We start from the raw sequence: 17,598 nt of genomic DNA, 5'->3' as shown, positions 1-17,598 counted from the left end.
CCTCAAAAAAATCTGCTCTCGCAAACGCCGCTTAAGGCGAGCCAAGTTTAGTGCGTCGCCGCATATCCAGAAATACATCGATGATACCCACCACTGCCACCAGTTGGAGTATCAGCGGCAAGAACAAGAATAAGTAGACCAGCCCTAGCCACAGCTTGCCCCAACGCTGCCCAGCCGAGAATGTATGCAATACGGCCAGGGCCTGCAGCACAAATACCGCGCTGAGCACGAAGGCAATATCGTAGACCAACCCATGGCCCAACCCCGCCGCCGCGACCAGGCATGCCAAAACCAGCCACGCGAACCAGCGCTCCAAGCGCAGGGCATGGAACTCCGCGCGAAACCCGCCCGGATTATACAGCATGGCCTGCCACCAACGACCCAAAAGCAGGCTACCGACAGCCAAACCAAGCAGATTCACCGCCCATAATCCCGTCATCTCCGGGGCGAGCAGCGTCACCACCTCTTCCCAAGCCTTAGAGTCGAGCTGCGATGATGCCGGAAATAGAGTCCGGGCCTGCGCAAAAACCTCACGCCAATAGCCAACAGCATCCGGGTGCAGAAAATGGAATACGGCCACAGCCAGCGCCGCCAACCCCGCAGCGACCTCTAAGGCTTGTGCCAAGGAAACACTGTAGCGCAACCATAAAGCGATCAAAAAGACCGGCAACCAGAGCTGCAGAATCGGCGACAGGGCAGGCTGCGGAGAGCCGGCCAAGGCGCCGATTGCGACCAAAAGCACAAGCGTTGCAGCACCTGCGGCGAAAGCACCTTCGACGGCACCACGCCGTAGGGTGACAAGGGACAATGCACCACCGCTGACCCAGAGCAGGGGGGGCACCATCGCGCTCACGAAGATTACCAAAACCGCCGGCACCCGGCCGCGCATGATGAAGTCGGCGAAACGCCTCACGGATAAACTCGGATGGCCGGCTTAATCAATGACGGTCAGTGTAGGGTAGCAACGCCAGGTAGCGCGCGCGCTTGATGGCGCTGGCGAGCTGGCGCTGATACTTGGCACGCGTCCCGGTGATCCGGCTGGGAACGATTTTACCGGTTTCAGTAACGTAGCTCTTGAGCGTATTGAGGTCTTTATAATCGATTTCCCTAACGCCCTCAGCCGTAAATCGACAATACTTCCTGCGACGGAAAAAACGAGCCATAGCCTCTACCTTTACTGGTTGCTCTACGACGCCAACCGCTCGATTTGGCTGGCACTGATGATCAATGGGTATTCCCCGCTTCTTTGCCGGGATCGGATTAAAAAGCCGACCACGCGCAAACACGTGCCCGCCGATACCCCCTGTAGCGCCTCGGCCAGCGGCTGCCCTGAAGCCCGCACGCCGATCCGCAGACGCACCGGCCGATGTGCCCCTGCCTCGCTCTGCTCGGAGAAGTGCTCCAGTAGGAAACGGGCGATCGGAATACCCGCCGGTGAGTAGCGCAGCTCGGCCGGTGCCACTAGAGCCCCGGTCAGCGTCACCACATTGACGTGGCTATCGCGCGGGGTCAAGGCATACTCGGATCGAGTCTCGGCCACACCGCCAATCAACCTCTTCAGAGCTCGGCAGGCTCCTCCTGCTCACTTTCCGTCTCGCTCCTGTCGGGCTTGTCGGTTCGACCCTGCTTGTCCAGCCGCTCGCCCCGAGCGCCTCTTTCCTCGTCCTGGCTTTTCGCCAGCGGAGAGGGGTCGGTGATTGCCTCTTGCCGGGACAAAACCATATGGCGAATGACCGCATCGTTGAAACGGAACATGGAAACGAGCTCTTCCATATTCTCGGGTCGACACTCCACATTCATGAGAATGTAATGCGCCTTGATCAGTTTTTTGATCGGGTAAGCTAGCTGACGACGCCCCCAATCCTCCAAACGGTGGATTTGGCCGCCGTTGCCTTCGATCAGACTCCGGTAACGCTCGATCATGGCCGAGACCTGATCGCTCTGATCCGGATGGACCAGGAACACGACTTCATAATGTCGCATGCATAACTCCTTTCGGGTAATCGGACCACTACATCATGTGTAGTCAGAAAAGCCGCCCGCCCAACAGCGCTCGGCAAGGAGAGCCGCTGCCCACAGCCGGGCAAAGCTCAAGCAACGGACAATAGGCGGCAAAGTTTACTCTCGCAGCGGGGGCTTGGTAAAGCCGTGCATCCGCTGACGCACGACCTCGTAGAGCACCACCCCGGTAGCAACCGAGACGTTGAGACTGTCGATCGCTCCGAGCATAGGGATTCGAATCAACCGATCGCAGCATGCGCGCGTGAGCCGACGCAAACCGGCCTCCTCCGCGCCCATGACCAAGACCAGCGGACCACTAAGATCCACCTCATAGAGTGTAACGTCGGCCTGCTCGGCCGCACCAATCAGCCACATACCCGCCTCGCGCAGCTTGCGCAAAGTGCGCGCCAGATTGGTCACCTGGAACAAAGGGATATGCTGCACGGCGCCGGTGGCGGCCTTGTACACTGTCGGCGTCAAACCGACCGCGCGATCCCGCGGAGTGATCACCGCCTGGACGCCGGCCCCGGCGGCCGTGCGTAAGCAGGCTCCGAGATTGTGCGGATCCTGCACTTGGTCGAGCACCAATAGCAAAGGATCCGGGCCGAGTTCGCTGAGCAATGCCTCCAACTCGTGCTCGGCCCGGGGCGGTTGCCCAGCGTACCGAATCGCCACACCCTGGTGTACCTGCCCGCTCGTGAGACGATCCAATTGCCGACGATCGACTAGATGTACAGGGCAGGCGAGTGCCTCTAGCTGCCGACGCAGTGCCTGCCAGCGCCCGCTGCGGGCTTGCCGATCGAGCCAAACCTCAACCACATGGGTGGGATCATAGCGTACCGCTGCGCGGACGCTATGCAGGCCATGGATAATGCGATTTTGCGTCATTACGCTAGCGCACGCGCTTGCTCCGCGAGCGTCCTCCGCCGCTAGTCTTCTTCACCGAGGCGGAGCGCTGTGCCGGATGAGCCTTGCGGCGCCGCCCCGGCCCGCGTCGCGGAGGCTCCATCGGGTTGCCGTGCGCATCCACCGGATGCGCCACCAGCGTCAGATCGAGTTTACGCTCGTCGATATTCACCTGCGCAACTCGTACCCGCAACCGATCGGCCAATCGATACTCCTTGCCGGTGCGCTCACCAACGAGGCGATGACCGATGGGATCGAAATGAAAATAATCGCTCTCCAGATTGGTGATGTGGATGAGCCCGTCGACATAGACCTCATCGAGCTCAACGAACAGACCAAACGAGGTCACCGCACTGATCACCCCAGGAAGCTCCTCTCCCAAGCGCTCGGCCATATAGCGACATTTGAGGGTCATCACCGCGTCTCGGGTAGCCTCCTCAGCACGCCGATCGGTCATGGAGCAATGCTCACCGAGGGTGGTCAACTGATCGTGGCTGAGCTCGAAAGTCGCGGCGCGACCACCGGAGAGAACGTGTTTGATGGCCCGATGCACGATCAGGTCGGGGTAGCGCCGGATCGGCGAGGTGAAGTGAGTATAGGCATCCAGCGCCAACCCGAAATGCCCCGCATTGTCGGGCCGGTATTCGGCGGCCATCATCGAGCGTAACAACACCGTCTCGATCAAATGCCGATCGGGTCGATCATGCACCCGCTGCATCAATCGGGCGAAATCCTTGGGCCGGGGCTTATCGCTGCCGCTCAGACGCAGGCCGGTCTGGCCAAGAAAGGCACGTAGTTTTTCAAGCCGTGCCGTCTCCGGCGGCTCATGTACCCGATACAGGGCCGGCATGCGATGGCGGCGCAGGAAGCGCGCCGCCGCCAAATTGGCCTTTACCATGCACTCTTCGATCATTCGGTGGGCGTCGGTCCGCCGGGCCGAATGGATGGCACGGATACGCCCCGTCTCGTCGAACTCGATGGTGCTCTCGGTGGTCTCGAAGTCGATCGCGCCACGGCGATCACGCTCCTTGCGCAACACCCGGTAGACGCCGAAGAGATGATCGAGATGCTTGAGTAGTCCACGATGGCGCCGACGCAGCGCCGGATCGCGCTCTCCATGCAACGCCGCGACCACCTCGTAGGTCAACCTCGCCCGGGAGCGCATGACCGCCTCATAGAAGCGCGAACGCCGCAAAGCGCCCTCCTGGCTGATCTGCATCTCACAAACCACGCAAAGGCGATCCACGCGGGGATTCAACGAGCACAATCCGTTAGAGAGTATTGCCGGCAGCATGGGCACCACGCTGCGGGGGAAGTAAACGGAGTTGCCGCGCTTGACGGCCTCGCGCTCGAGTGGCGTCCCGGGGCGAACATAGTGGGAAACATCGGCGATCGCCACGTAGAGGCGCCAACCATTGGTCATGGGCTCGGCGTAGACCGCGTCGTCGAAATCGCGCGCGCTAGCCCCGTCGATGGTAACCAAGGGAAGGTGGCGCAAATCCACCCGTCCCTGCTTGGCCGATTCCGGCACTCGATCGGTATACCCAGCGAGCGCCGCTTCGACCTCAGCGGGCCAATCGACCGGAATCCCATGGGCGCTTGCGGCAACCGTAATCTCCTGGCCAACCTCGATATGCGCTCCTAGTACCTCGACGATACGGCCGATGGGCTGGCGGCGCTTGGCCGGCTGACTGAGGATCTCGGTGACGACCAACTGCCCATAGGCCGCATCGTTGCGCTCTGCGGCCGGTATGATGATGTCTTGGTGAATATGCCGGCTCGCCGGAACTACGAAACCCACCCCACTTTCTTCATAATAGCGGCCCGCCACCCGCCGATTGGCCCGCTCCAGAACCTCCACCAACTCACCTTCGGGACGGCCGCGCGTGTCGAGATTCACCAATCGAACCACCACGCGGTCGCCGTGCAGTAGGCTACTCATTGCACGCGGCGGAAGGTAAACCTCTAAGCCCGGACGGTCCGGTTTGAGCCAGCCCGAACCATCCGCCGCCGCGCGCACTCGACCGCGGATCAAGTCGCGATTGTCGACGATGACATAGCCGCCGCGTCGATTGCGAATCAACTGACCGTCGCGCTCCATCGCCCGTAAACGGCGGCGCAGGCCTTCCAGCTCATCGGGTTGGGTCAGCGCGAAAAGCTCCGCAAGCTGCACTCGGGTAAGCGGCCGAGCTTGCTCAGCGAGCCGCTCGATGATGTATTCGCGACTGGGGATCGGTTGCGCGTATTTGCGCCGTTCGCGTTCGAGATAAGGATCGTCCTCCAGACTTGCGTTATGTTCTTTGGTCATTCGCTATTGTTCGTCTCGATGTGAGGTAAAACTTATCCATCAATGCTATTCGGGAATGCCGCCAAACACCGCGCGCTCGCGCTCTCTCGACGCGGCATTGACAGGCCAGCTCGCCGCCTGCAGAATGTGCGACCCGCGCACCTTGGTGCGCGGACGCCGCACACGCCGAGGTGGCGGAATTGGTAGACGCGCTAGCTTCAGGTGCTAGTGGGGGTAACCCCGTGGAGGTTCAAGTCCTCTCCTCGGCACCATTTCGAACAGCCTATCACAAGACCATCGATAGCCTCGCAACGATCTGCTTTTCAGCGGTTTTACGACTCGTTTCATGCCGTTTCTCGCTAGGAAACGCTGCGAATTGCTCTCGTGGCATTCTGAAGAAAGGCGGGCAAATCCGATTTCGAAGCGATCGGCGCCGTCGAACGGCAGAATCGCGCCCGGTAGGTTGGTCGGCGGCGCACAGGTGGCGAAACCGCTGCGAAATCGTGAACCGGCCACGGTTTACGTACGACTACGGCTCGATCACGTTAACCGGATAGCGAGCGACATGGGGGTCGGCGCTGAGTAGTGCGAGATTTTCCGAGCGGGCCTGCGCCACGAGCATGCGATCGAACGGGTCGCGATGAATCTCGGGCAATTGTCCGATCTGCGCCGTGTGCGCAAACGTGATGGGAAGCATCTGAAAATCCTGCTCGCGGACGGCCTGTTCCAGATCGCCATCGAACATGAGCTTGCCCAACCCCTGTTTGATGGCAATTTCCCACGCCGTCGCTGCGCTCACCGTGATCGCGTTGGCCGGATCGGCGATCAGGTTGCGCGCCTTAGCCGACAGGCGCGGATCGTCGCTTAACCACCAGAGCAATACATGAGTGTCGAGCAGGATGTCCACTGATCAACGTGATCCGGCCGCGCCCTCGAACAAATCGGCGATAACGGCGTCGGCGGCATCGAAGTCGTCGGCGATGCGTATCTTGCCCTGCATGCTTCCCGGCTTACGCGCCTGCCCCAAGGCAACATAGGGGCTCAGCACTGCCACCGGCTTGCCCGCCTTGCCGATGATCACCGACTCCCCACGCGCAACCCGCTCGATGATTCGGGACAGATGGGTTTTGGCTTCGTGAATGTTGATCGTCTTCATACGACCCAATGTAAACCGACAATTCAGCTTGGTCAACTAAGTTTAGTCTTGTTCGCTAAGGCGGGACAGATCGCAATTTATGATCGTTGCCTACCAGGCAGCCAATTGAATATGGGGCATATAACCGCTCTTTTCGGCGCCGGAACCAACCCCTGCCTGTCGTCCGCGCACCACCACCGGTCAACTGTGTCAATCTGTCCCTCGCCGTGGCTTTGAACTGGATTCCAGCACCTCAATCCGAGCAACCCTCCGTGCGCTAACGCGCTTTCCCGCAATGTTGTCTTCGCCTTGAACTCCGCCACCAAACCGCTTACGTGCCCCATCCGTCTCCTCAAATCGAGTATCCCAACAGCTTGGCAAGCAGTAGCTGCGATATGTTTAGAGGCACTTTATAGCAAAGCGAAAGGAATGAAACATGGGCTTCTATTACGATGTGATTCTGCCAAGGCTTTGCCACATGGCGATGCGCAATCGCTACCTTGTGCCTTATCGCCAACGGGTAATTGCCATGGCGCAGGGCCATGTGCTGGAGATCGGCATCGGCTCCGGCCTGAATCTGCCCTTCTACCCTGCCGGCGTGCGCGACATCCAGGGCCTGGAGCCCTCGCCACGGCTGATCGCGATGGCGCGGTATGCCGCCGAGCGATCAACCATACCGATGACCCTTATCGAAGGCTCGGCGGAGTCGATCCCACTTGCTGATAACAGCATCGATACGGTGGTGACGACGTGGACATTGTGCACCATTCCAGAAACGGCACCGGCCCTTACCGAGATGCGCCGCGTGCTCACGCCGAGCGGACAGTTGCTGTTCGTGGAGCATGGGCTGGGGCCGGAGGAGCGTGTCAGGAAATGGCAAGATCGGTTGACTCCGATTTGGAAAAGGATCAGCGGCGGTTGCCATCTGAACCGGCCTATTCGAAACCTTATTGAACAAGCCGGTTTCACCATTGCTCAACTCGAGACCGGTTATATGAAAGGACCAAAGCCCATGGCCTTCCTCTACGAAGGCCGCGCCCGCCCGAACTAAGGCACATGGAGCCTTCCCAGGCATAGGCGCGGCTTGCCGTCTCGGTGCCGAAACGCCGTGACCGGCACACCCGCCGCTGCGGCGCTCGCGAGACGGAGTCGAACTTGGGACAATCACAATCTACAGTGGCACCTACCGGTTCCAGATCTTTGCCTCCTTGACCACACACATCATGAAAGGCCGCCGCGCGGTCGGGATTTAGCATTGATTCGCCGCAAGCTCATCTCAGCCAAAAGATCATGGGGGAGCAACTCAGCGAACTTGATGCGCTGCCGGTCCAGAGGCTCCAGCCTGGGGGTGAGCTTGCGTATGGCGTCCCAGCCGCCGTGCGCCGTCACCGCCGCATCGCTTATTTTGAACCGAAAGCTATAGGAGCCGACGGCGCCGCAACTGCCGCCAGCGGCGGCGATGCGCGCGGCCAACAAAATATTGGCGGCCAACCCTGCGTAGGTCCACCATTCGAAGCCGCCCTCCTGGAGCCGAAGGGGGGTCAGGGATAGCGTGTCTTCCTGGGCAGCACACAACTCGGCGATGCGGCTGGATGAGCGCTTAGTGAGCAGCGTCGAATCCGCCGGCGGTGCTGCAAGAATACGTCTTACCTGCTCGGCGATAACCCTAGAAACACCGCGCGATTCACCGAGCCAACGACTGGTACCCTTCTCATCGGCCGCTTCCACATACACGCGATCACGCGTCCAATCTGTGGAAACGACGCGCCATGAGCGCCCGCCCAGCGCCAGTACCGTAGGCCCATCGCGCCGCCAGGACAGACTAAGAGGATCGACATGACCGAGTAACTTGTTACCGTGAAACGCCGTGAATAATTGCGGCGAGTCAAAGGAAACACACAGATCCGCCAAGCCGCGCCCGAGAAACGCGCGCTCAGCCTTGGGGCCGAGGGCAAGCAGCAGCCCGTTGCGGATCAGAAAGCCACGGGCAAGCAGATGCTCGCGCAGTTCGTCCCAATGCGCATCGATCAATCCGGCAAACCCGGGGATACGGCGTAGCGTGGTGGTAAACACACGCTCTTCCAGCTCCAGCGAATGCTGGAACAGCATGGCGAACAGTTGTTGCACCACCAAATGACAAGGCATGGGCGGGCCGACAACCGGCTCTACGAAGCCAGACTCGAACAGCTGCGCAATCGCCAGCGATTCCAGCAGACCAGCGTCGCGGGTGGCGATGAACAGTAGGTTCCTGCGGCTGTCGGCGCGACGACCGGTACGTCCCAATCGTTGCAGGAAGGACGCCACCGACCCAGGTGCATCGATTTGGATGACGCGATCGAGATCGCCCACATCCAGTCCAAGCTCCAGTGTGCTGGTGGCAACGATTACACAGTTTTGCCGCTCGGCAAAGGCCTGTTCGGCCTGGCGGCGGGTGTCAACGGACAGCGCGGCATGGGAGACGAACACGTCCACGCCGAGCGCGCGTAATGCAATCGATAGCTCCTCGACTCGGCTGCGGCTGTCGCAAAATACCAGCCGCTTCTCGCCGCGATGCAGACGGCTGATCAGGATCGCGGCGTTTCGCAACGAACCCGCGTAATCCACGCACAAATCCACCTCGGTCGGCGGTACCTGAACTCGCACAAGGCTGCGTTCCCCGGCACAATGCGCGGCCAGCCAGTTCAGCAGTGCGTGAGGTTCACCGACGGTGGCGGACAGGCCAATACGCTGCGGCTCATGGCCGCGCAATGCATGAATGCGCTCCAGCAAGGCCAACAGATGCCAACCGCGGTCGTCGCCGGCGAAGGCGTGGAGCTCATCGATTACCACGCAACGCACACCGCCCAGAAGGCGAAGATGATCGCGCCGCCCACCGATCAGGATGCCTTCCAGCGATTCGGGCGTGGTCAGCAGGATGTCCGGAGGCTCACGCTGTGCGCGATTCTTCTCGCCCTGGCCGATATCCCCGTGCCACAGTTGCACCGTGCGGCCCAGCAGACGCGCCAGGCGGGATAACCGCGCCTCGAGATTGTTGAGCAGTGCCTTGATCGGGCAGATATACAGGACTGACAGGCCGCGCCACTCCTCGCTTAACATGCGCGACAACACCGGCAGCATGGCCGCTTCGGTTTTTCCGCCGGCGGTTGGCGCGATCAACAGCGCATGGTGGCCGTCCAATACCGGGGCAATGCTGCGCTCCTGCAGCGGCCGGAGTGCCGGCCAGCCCAGCGAGTTGACGATGTGATACTGCACCGCCGGGTGCAGGCGCTCGAAGGCGGAGACACGCTCAGCGCCGCCACCCTTCACAGATCCAGCTCGATGTCGTTGGGCGACAATACGCGCTGCTCGTCACGCGTCAGCTCGGTCGCTGCGATGCTCAGGTCGTAATCCCGGCGCGGGTCGAAGTCCGGAAACTGGTCGATACGGTCCAGCACCTCCGCGACCAGCTTCTTGAGGAAGATCCGTGGTGCGACGCCGACCTTGCCGCCGAGCTTGCCCGTGACCGTCGCGGCCAGATCGCCCAGCAAGGTGTCGTCGGCCGTGCGCAACAGGCGCTCCGGATCGGCGCAGCGCGCGGCAAATACCCGCCGCACATTCTGCCCCACCTCCACCAGACGGTCGAAGTCGAACGCCTGCAAACGGATCTGCGCCGCGCGTGGATTATCGAACCGCGCGTTCCGGCCGAACTCCACATGCAGGCGCTGCGCCAGCGGCGGCAGGCGCTGCACACCCTGCGGGCCATCGAAGAACGCGGGCGTTCCGGTAATCATCAAATACAGACCCGGGAAACGTCCGGCGTCGATTTCGTCCATGAACTGGCGCAGCGCGTTGAGACTCTTCTCGCGCACATCGCCGCGTACGCGCTGCAACGTCTCCACCTCGTCGAGCACCAGCACCAGGCCGGCAAAGCCGTTATCGCGCAAGATCAGTAGCAGGCCCTGCAGGAAACCGAGCGCGCCGAAATGGTCGATCTCACCTTTGATGCCGGCTGCGCGTTTGATCGCGGCAGCCACATTGGGTTGCCCTGACATCCACGCGATTAGTCCGGTAGCCAGTTCCTCGTTGCCCTCCGCAGTAGCCGTGCGGTAGCCGCGCAGGCACGCGCCGAATGCAGGCGCCCGTCGCTCGATCGTGCGCAACCGTTCGCGCATCAATGCCTCGGTGCCGTCGAGCAGCGCTTGTTCGGAACAGTCACCCTGCCGGCCGACCACTTCCTCTTCTAGTGCATAAAACCAGCCGTCGATGGTCGAGCGCAGGGCACCGCGTTGGGATTCGGCCGAAGTAAGATGCTCGGTCAGGCGCCGATAGACTGTTTCCAAGCGATGCAGCGGCGTTTCCGTCTCGGAGATCTGCACCTCGGAGGTGGCGAAGCTCTCGCTGCGGGCCAGCCCCTGAAACCAACGGGCGAAGAAGGTCTTCCCGGTGCCGTACTCGCCGCGCACCGCCTTGAAACGCCCGCGTCCGGTCGTGCACTGCTGAAGTTCCGCATGCAGAGTCTCGCGGTACCGGTCCAATCCGACCGCAAATGCCTCCAGCGCGGATTCCGGCACCGTGCCGCGTCGCAACGCGTCGAGGATTTCGTCGGCGCGGGCTGGAGAGAGCGTTGTCATGCCAGAAATTGCTTTTTCAACAGCTCGATATCCAGCAGCACCGTACCGCTGCCTTGCTCAAGCGTGATCACCGGGAAGCCATCGATGTTGAGCATGCGTTCCATCGCTGAGACGATGCCGCGCATGCGCAATCGCGGTTGCTCGATCGCCGCGGCCAGTTGATCGATGCCGGCGCGACCGCCGTGCTCATCGAGGTATGTCAACAGCGCGCATAAACGCGCCTCCTGTAACGCCATGCGCCCGGCGCGTTGGCGCTGCCTGGCGAGCTGCGGGCTTTGCAGAAGATCATCCAACCAGGCGCTGGGTGCCGAGGTGGCGAACAGGTCATCGATTGGTGGCCTTACGCAGCGCCCACGCCGTTTGGCTGGACGCGGCGGCGCGGCGGTGGCGCCATCGTCTGTCGCATTCCACCACTCAGGTGCCATCGGGACGGCGGCAACCAGCTCGTCCGCGTCGCTGCGCGGCGGCGCCGCATCCGCTGTCCACAGGCCCAACGGCACCAGCATCTCCTGCCGGGCCACACCGCCGTGATAGCCGTTCTTCTTTACGCCATAGCGGATCTGTTCCGACCACGGAGCCACCAGCGGCTCACCCATCAAGGTGCTAACACGCGGGCCGGACATGAGGATCTCACCGTCTTCGGGAGGGTTGCCGGGACGTCGCCAGCGCTCACCCTCACCGTTGCCACGCAGCGTGCTCTGACGCTCCAGCACATGGCCGTGATCGGCGGTCAGTACGACCGTTCGCCCGCCGCGCCGCGCCTGCTCCAATACCGCGGCGAGCAGCGGGATCGATTCCAGCGTCCAATCGATGCGCACTTGCTCGGACTTGGCCAGGGCGTCATCGATGGCATTGATCACCACAGCCACGATACGCTGCTCGGGATCACTCAGGGCTTCCACCGCCGCAGCGCTCAGCTGATGGCTTTGCTCCAGTCCCGCTTTGTGCAATAGCAGAGGCGGCTTACCGGCGCGTGAGGCCTGGCGCAAATCCTCGTGCCTGGCGAAAGCCTGCCTTTCCTGCGCGGCGCCACCACGCGCAAGGCGGCCGGCAAGCAGGCTGGCGCGACTGCATTCGGTCACCGATGGAATGGTGGCCAACAGCGCGCGTGGTTGCCTGGGTCGGCTCCAAGCGCACCAGCCGCGATGGGCCATCGTCTCGGCAATGGCCAGGTAAACGTCCTGGCTCATTCCGTCCAGCACGACCAATACCACGGGGTTATGTTGCGCCAGCGGCGCTACCACAAAAGACAATGCCGATTCGATCGGCAACAGAGCGCGGGGCGTTTCGTCGGCAGCCGTGGCCTGCGCCAGCTTTTCGGCGAATGCACGGTCGCCGCTCGTGCGGCGTTGGGAGACGCGGTCAAGCAGGCGTGCTACCGCCCGTGCCAATGCCTCCGGGCGCGCGCCGCGCAGCGATCGGCGCACCCAATCCTCCCAGGCGCCGTGGGTGAGGTAGTCCGCAACCGGATCCGCAGCCGGTTCGGCCGTGGACAGGCTGGCTTCGTAACGGCACAGCCGGGCGAGCATGCGCGCGCATTCCGGACCCGGGTGGTCGGCCGGCGGCAGCCGATGATCCAACACCCGCTGAGAGGCCGCTTCGACATCAGGCAAGGTGGCGGGTGAACGCATGAAGCTCGTCACGGCCTTTCCCAGGTCCGCCAGGCGTCGGTCCAATGCTTGCGGAAGCAGGGAGCTCAAGCCGATGAAGTCGGCCGCGCCGAGCCACTCGAGCAGCTCCATCGCCAACCGGAAATCCTCCTGCCGCTGCAGCGTATCGCGCTGCAGTATGGCCCGTTGCGACAGTTCGGCCCACTGCCGGCCGGCGTCGTCCTTAAGACGCAAGCCATCGAGACGCTGTTCCAGCCGTACCCGCGCATCGCGCAGCCCCAGTTGCTGCGCGGCATGGGGCGAGTACAGCACCTCGCAGGCGAGGCCGATGCCGAGCGCGGCGTGACCGTTGCCGGCATCCAGCGTGCGCAGCAAGGCGTCGGCCAGCGCCCCGAGTCGATTCACCAAAAAGTGGCGAAATTGCTCGCGCGCTTCGGCGCCCAGCTCGGCCCAACGTTGGCCGCTGTCCTCACAGGCGTGCAGCAGTCTTTCCAGATCAATTTGGGCAGCGCCGGTGCCCAGCACCGGCGCAAGACACGTGCTCATGGCCTCGTCGAGCGTCAGCGCGGCAGCGGCTGTGGTACGGCGCGCCGGTGCGGCGGCGAGCAGCGCGTCCGGCAGCCAGGTCATGCCGAACAGGCGCGGGTCGATCTGGCACACGCCGTAGATCTCCTGCACCAGTTGCCAGCGGTCCACGTGCAGCAAGCGATGACGGAACACTCGAGCAAGCACGTCCTGCCCCAGCCCGGTTTCCTGCTGCGATACCAGCAGCACGCGTGACACATCGCTGGCTTCAGCCAGCGCTTCACGGATTTCCAGCGGCGATACGCAATGGCGCAGCGGCAACGTTTGGCCATCGACCACGATGCTATCCCCGCCGTTCCAGGGCTGCGGCCAGTGGTACGCCAGAGTGACGGGGCCGGTGGCCTGCTGTAGGGCCTTGGCGGCATGCGTTGCCAATTGCGTCGGCGTCAGGCTCACGACTTCGACTCGGTGCTTGCCTGCGGATGATAGAGCCGGCAATCGATGTCCGCACGCAGCTCCGGATCGTCGGCCAACGCCTGCTCCACCTCGCGCAGCGCTTCCCGGATGCCGCCGATTGCAGCCGCGTTGCGGCATACCTGACGGGTACCCGGCGCCGGGGTCTTGGGCGTTGGTGTAACGGGTGTTGGCGGCAAGGGCGTGGGCGTCGTCGGTTGCTCCATCGACTGCAGCGCCAGCCGATGCTGGGCGCCCAGTTGCTGCTCCAACGCGGTGACGTGCTCGTCGGCGCCGAGGGCGGCACGCATCGTGTCGACGATCGCGCTGACTTTCGTGTCTTTGTCAGCGCGCCGTCGGATCAGGTCGATCACATCCCATTGCGGGGAGCGCAGCGTCTGCGCTAATGCCGGCGCGCGGGCCATAATCGTGCCCATGGCGGCGGCCGAGGTCTCGATGCGCGCGGCGGCCAGGGCGCTGATTCGATTGGACGAATCCCCCTCGGTCAATGCCACCGCCAGGTCGAGACTCGCCGCCGCGGTCAGCGCGCGCGCGCCGGCGCTACCCATTTCCCAGTCACGCAGGCGTTTTTCCAGCGCCCGCTGATAGTCGCGTAACGCCGCCAAACGTTCCTTGGCGTGCGCCTCCAGCGCCTGCGCCAGCGTCGCCACGTTGCCGGCGTTGCGCCCGGCACCGCTGCCGGCCTCGCCGAAGATCTCAGCGGCGCGCTGCACGGCGCAGCGCCATCGGTCCTCGGGCGGCAGCGTTTGTTCGCGCAGCTCGCATTCGCGATTCAGGTTGCCGATCTGGCCCGGTAGCGGGCTATTGTGCAGGAAAAAGCTGCGCCCGGTCTGCGCCGCCCAGGTCAGTATCACCAGGTCGGCGATATCGTCCTGAAGGCCCATTGGGCGCGGTTCGTCAAGCCACTCGCGCAGCTGCCGCACAGTCGGGGTAGCAACGCCCTTGCCCGCCATCAAACGCTCGATGTGATTGCGCCAGTGGTCGCTCAGCGCCAGGTGTCCTTCACCGCAATCGGCCAATTTCAAAGGCTGTACGATGCGGCGGATCTCGTCACGCTGGCTACGCTCCATGCCGTAGCGGCCGTCGGGCGAGTCCACGGCCTTCTCCAGCACGCCCCAGGCCCGGCGCAGGCCGCCGCGCTTCACCTCGATCTCGAACTTCGGATGCGCCGGGTACTGGCCGTCCAGAGCCTGATCCAGCAGATGCTCCAGGCTCTGCTTGAAGCTGCCGCCAGGCGGCGGTTGCAGGCGCAGGCCACCATACAGCGACTGGAAATGCTCATCGAGTGAATGCGTGGTATGGATGGCTGAATCCATGCCCTGGGCGATGCCGTAGGCTTGCTTGAGCGCATCACGCACGCGCTGCTCGAGCTGATCGCGTTGGTTTTTCAGCGTGGCGCGCGCTTCGGATCGTTCCGCCGGCTGCAGGTGCGCGCCGTATTCCTCCAGCCGGTTGCCTGACAGCACATGGTTCAGCACACCCAGCCGCCCCAAATCGCTCATCGCGCGTTCGTTGAAGAACGAAGGCAGCCACACCAGCGTGCGTACCGATTCGCCGCGTTCGCGGAAGGTGTCAACGCGGGCGCGATCATCGGCGGGGGTGCAGTGTTCGTCCTCGTCGAAGGGGTAATCGAGCACCACTCGCCATACATCGTCGCCCGGGCGGAAGTTGTCGTCCGAGCATTGGCGCACATTATGTAGCAGGATTTCGGTGCGGCGCGGCGTGCCGCGCCACTGCCAGGCGTATTCCGGCGCCAGCATGGTGGTGGTTTGGGTGTCGATGCCGATATCGGAGAACAGCAGCTCCTTGACGGTGCGCACGCGATTGCCAGAGTTATCGATGCTGCGCGCGTTCTCCAGCACGCCCTCCACGTCCACGCCGCTGAGCTGCAGGCTGATCAGCGGGTTGGCGGCGTCGGGACTGATCTGGATCTCGCCGGCATGGCTGGCCCATTCGCGCATCTTAGCCAGCACCGTGGTCGCCTCGGCGTTGGGCAGCGGCGAGCGGATGGTGCCGTGATTGAGAGCGGCCAGCCGCAGGGGCGTGAGATTGCGCAGCGCCTCCACGTCCGGGGCCAGCGCCGAGAGCAGCAAGGTCTTGAGCAGGCCCGCATGGGCACGGTAGCGGCGGGTGATCTCGGGGGCGGCCGTGCCCTCATGGATGGCTTGGTCGGACACGCCATGCTCGGCCTCCAGCAGCGGCGCGAGCTTGCGCGTCCACACCTCGCGCGCGCGGTCGAACAGGTTCTTGATCGCCGGCGTGAACGGCTCGTCGCCGTCGATGATCACGTCGAACAGATCCCCCACCGGGATCACATCGCCCAGGGTGAGGCTGTCGCGGTTGCTCACCAGCAGTTGCAGCATCAGCTTGAGCGCGGTGCGTTCGCGCTGCAGCAGGCTGGACAACGCCACCAGCGCCTGCACCAGCGCCGGGCTGAGCGGGTACACTTGCTCGAACATCCGCTTGTCGCCCTCGTGGGTCAGCAGGATGTCGAGCACCTCCCGGCGCACGCGCGCGGTCTGTTCGAAAGCTTCGTGCAGCCGGCGTTTCTGCTCCGGGCCCTGCACCTGCAACAGGCGCCGCTCGATGATCGCCGGCAGGTTGCGGTCTTCCAGCACGATCTTGTCGAAACGCGCCTCCCACCATTGCAGCACGTCGGCGAACGCCAGTTGCTGGGCGCCGGGCACGGCCTTACCCACCAGCTCGCGCAGGTCGCGCTGACGGGCAATGAAGCTCACGATCGGGATCGGCCGGCCGGCCTCGCCGGCCTCGACCAGCTTGGAGACTTTCTGGCCCTCGCGATTGAGAAAGGCCTGGTCCTGCGAATGGCTGGCAAGCCACAGGATCAGCTCATCCAGGAACAGCACCACCGCGGTATAGCCCAGGCTTTGCGCATGGCGCGACAGGACCGCCAGGCCGCGGTCCAGGCTGACGTAGTCGCCGGCGCCGGTGTCGCTTCTCAGATGGGCGAAGAACGCATCCACCAGATCGCCGACCAAACGCTGGTGCTCGATATCCTCCGGCGGCGCTTTGGCTGCGACGGCGTAGCTGTCGGCATCCCAGCCGCTGCCGATCGCGCCCCAACCGCCGCCGGCGTCGTTGCCGGCCAGAGCGGCAAAGAAACGCTCAGCGCCCATTTGCTCGCGCAGGCGTGAGGCATCGGCGAGCAAGCCTTCGCTGCGGTAAAAGCCGGGCGTGGGCGCATCCGGATGATGTTGGCGCACATGGGCCGCGTAGCCGCCAAGAATCGCCGACTCCATGCTTTCGGCGCCGATCATGTGAAACGGCACCACCAGAAACTTTCCGCCCTGCCACCAGCGGTTGTGTTTGCTAACGACCGAGGCCAGCTCGGGGATCGCGCGGGCGTCGGCGTCGCCTTCCAGGATCAGATCCAGCACCGCCATGAAATGGCTCTTGCCGCTGCCGAAGCTGCCGTGCAGGTACGCACCCTTGGAGCTGTTGCCGGTCACCGCGCCGCCGATCAGCGCCAGCGCCTGGTCGAAGCAGCGCACCAGTTGCGGCGTTACGACGTATTGCCGCAAGGTCTGCCTGCGCCGATCGCTTCGCAGCCCCTCGGTCAGGCGCAACACGAAGTCGCCCTGATGAACGCCATCGGGGATGTCGAAGATATCGCCAATAGTGGTCATTGCGCCCAGTTCTCCAGCTTCAGTCCGTCCACGCGCTCGAATTCGCGCGTGTTATTGGTGACTACGGTCAAGTCGGCCGCGCGGGCGTGCGCGGCGATCCACAGTTCGTTGGCGCCGATCGGCGTGCCGGCGCCGGCCAGTGCCGCGCGGATATCGCCGTAGTGCTGCGCCGCCTCCAGCGGTAGCGGCAGCAGCGGGATCATCGCCACGATGGCATCCAGCTTTTCGCGCGCCAGCGCCGTGTGCTGGCTGCGCGCGGCGCCACACAGCAGCTCACCCCAGGTGATCAGTGACAACCCCACACTGCCCGGCCGCTGCCGGGCAAGCCGCTCGCGCACCTGTAACGGGCGCTCGCGCCGGATGTAGATGCAGATGTTGGTGTCGAGTAGGTAGCGCAGCGCCA

At 63.4% G+C, this 17,598-nt stretch carries 14 protein-coding genes and 1 tRNA gene; 2 read left to right on the top strand and 13 right to left on the bottom strand.

The window, feature by feature from the left end; translation table 11 throughout:
• Window positions 1-31 precede the first annotated feature (31 nt).
• The 6 genes from NB231_RS15040 to rnr form a co-directional block, all read right to left on the bottom strand.
• The gene (locus tag NB231_RS15040; RefSeq protein ID WP_005004521.1) at window positions 32-913 is read right to left on the bottom strand and encodes a YybS family protein; all 882 of its coding nucleotides are present in this window, start codon (window positions 911-913) and stop codon (window positions 32-34) included.
• Window positions 914-938: 25 nt separating this feature from the next.
• A complete protein-coding gene (gene rpsR, locus NB231_RS15035; RefSeq protein WP_005004520.1) occupies window positions 939-1,163 on the bottom strand; it encodes a 30S ribosomal protein S18 in 225 nt (74 codons plus the stop codon).
• Between the two features lie 23 nt (window positions 1,164-1,186).
• Window positions 1,187-1,540: a primosomal replication protein N gene (gene priB, locus NB231_RS15030; protein ID WP_005004517.1), complete on the bottom strand. Its 354-nt coding sequence runs from the start codon at window positions 1,538-1,540 to the stop codon at window positions 1,187-1,189.
• A gap of 17 nt (window positions 1,541-1,557) precedes the next feature.
• Window positions 1,558-1,983, bottom strand: a complete 426-nt coding sequence (rpsF, locus tag NB231_RS15025; RefSeq protein WP_005004515.1) for a 30S ribosomal protein S6 — start codon at window positions 1,981-1,983, stop codon at window positions 1,558-1,560.
• 135 nt (window positions 1,984-2,118) lie between these two features.
• On the bottom strand, window positions 2,119-2,889 hold the full coding sequence (gene rlmB / locus NB231_RS15020; protein ID WP_005004512.1) for a 23S rRNA (guanosine(2251)-2'-O)-methyltransferase RlmB: 771 nt from the start codon (window positions 2,887-2,889) through the stop codon (window positions 2,119-2,121).
• Window positions 2,890-2,893: 4 nt separating this feature from the next.
• On the bottom strand, window positions 2,894-5,215 hold the full coding sequence (rnr, locus tag NB231_RS15015; RefSeq protein ID WP_005004506.1) for a ribonuclease R: 2,322 nt from the start codon (window positions 5,213-5,215) through the stop codon (window positions 2,894-2,896).
• 164 nt (window positions 5,216-5,379) lie between these two features.
• Here rnr and NB231_RS15010 point away from each other — a divergent pair.
• A tRNA-Leu gene (locus tag NB231_RS15010) sits at window positions 5,380-5,466 on the top strand.
• 257 nt (window positions 5,467-5,723) lie between these two features.
• Here NB231_RS15010 and NB231_RS15005 read toward each other — a convergent pair.
• Complete coding sequence (locus tag NB231_RS15005) at window positions 5,724-6,101, bottom strand: type II toxin-antitoxin system VapC family toxin (protein WP_005004505.1); 378 nt, start codon at window positions 6,099-6,101, stop codon at window positions 5,724-5,726.
• Window positions 6,102-6,104: 3 nt separating this feature from the next.
• Window positions 6,105-6,350, bottom strand: coding sequence for a type II toxin-antitoxin system Phd/YefM family antitoxin (locus NB231_RS15000; protein WP_005004501.1), 246 nt, complete (start codon window positions 6,348-6,350; stop codon window positions 6,105-6,107).
• 415 nt (window positions 6,351-6,765) lie between these two features.
• Here NB231_RS15000 and NB231_RS14995 point away from each other — a divergent pair, with 415 nt between their 5' ends.
• Window positions 6,766-7,380 (top strand): class I SAM-dependent methyltransferase, encoded by a 615-nt coding sequence (locus NB231_RS14995; RefSeq protein ID WP_005004498.1) that lies wholly within the window; start codon window positions 6,766-6,768, stop codon window positions 7,378-7,380.
• Window positions 7,381-7,550: 170 nt separating this feature from the next.
• On the opposite strand, the gene NB231_RS14990 is transcribed toward NB231_RS14995, so the two are convergent.
• From NB231_RS14990 to NB231_RS14965, 5 genes are read right to left on the bottom strand one after another with little or no spacing between them, the layout of a single operon-like run.
• Complete coding sequence (locus tag NB231_RS14990; protein WP_005004495.1) at window positions 7,551-9,635, bottom strand: DEAD/DEAH box helicase; 2,085 nt, start codon at window positions 9,633-9,635, stop codon at window positions 7,551-7,553.
• On the bottom strand, window positions 9,632-10,939 hold the full coding sequence (gene brxD / locus NB231_RS14985) for a BREX system ATP-binding protein BrxD (protein ID WP_005004492.1): 1,308 nt from the start codon (window positions 10,937-10,939) through the stop codon (window positions 9,632-9,634). Before brxD ends, NB231_RS14990 begins: the two co-directional genes overlap by 4 nt.
• Window positions 10,936-13,530, bottom strand: a complete 2,595-nt coding sequence (gene pglZ / locus NB231_RS14980) for a BREX-2 system phosphatase PglZ (protein ID WP_005004490.1) — start codon at window positions 13,528-13,530, stop codon at window positions 10,936-10,938. The genes brxD and pglZ overlap by 4 nt, the downstream gene beginning before the upstream one ends.
• Window positions 13,527-17,195, bottom strand: a complete 3,669-nt coding sequence (locus NB231_RS19260) for a hypothetical protein (RefSeq protein WP_005004488.1) — start codon at window positions 17,193-17,195, stop codon at window positions 13,527-13,529. Before NB231_RS19260 ends, pglZ begins: the two co-directional genes overlap by 4 nt.
• Window positions 17,192-17,593, bottom strand: a complete 402-nt coding sequence (locus NB231_RS14965; protein WP_040664278.1) for a type II toxin-antitoxin system VapC family toxin — start codon at window positions 17,591-17,593, stop codon at window positions 17,192-17,194. Before NB231_RS14965 ends, NB231_RS19260 begins: the two co-directional genes overlap by 4 nt.
• Between the last annotated feature and the right edge of the window lie 5 nt (window positions 17,594-17,598).

The organism is Nitrococcus mobilis Nb-231 (genome assembly GCF_000153205.1).
Taxonomy (GTDB): Bacteria; Pseudomonadota; Gammaproteobacteria; order Nitrococcales; family Nitrococcaceae; genus Nitrococcus; species Nitrococcus mobilis.
This window is presented reverse-complemented; position numbering and strand designations above follow the sequence as displayed.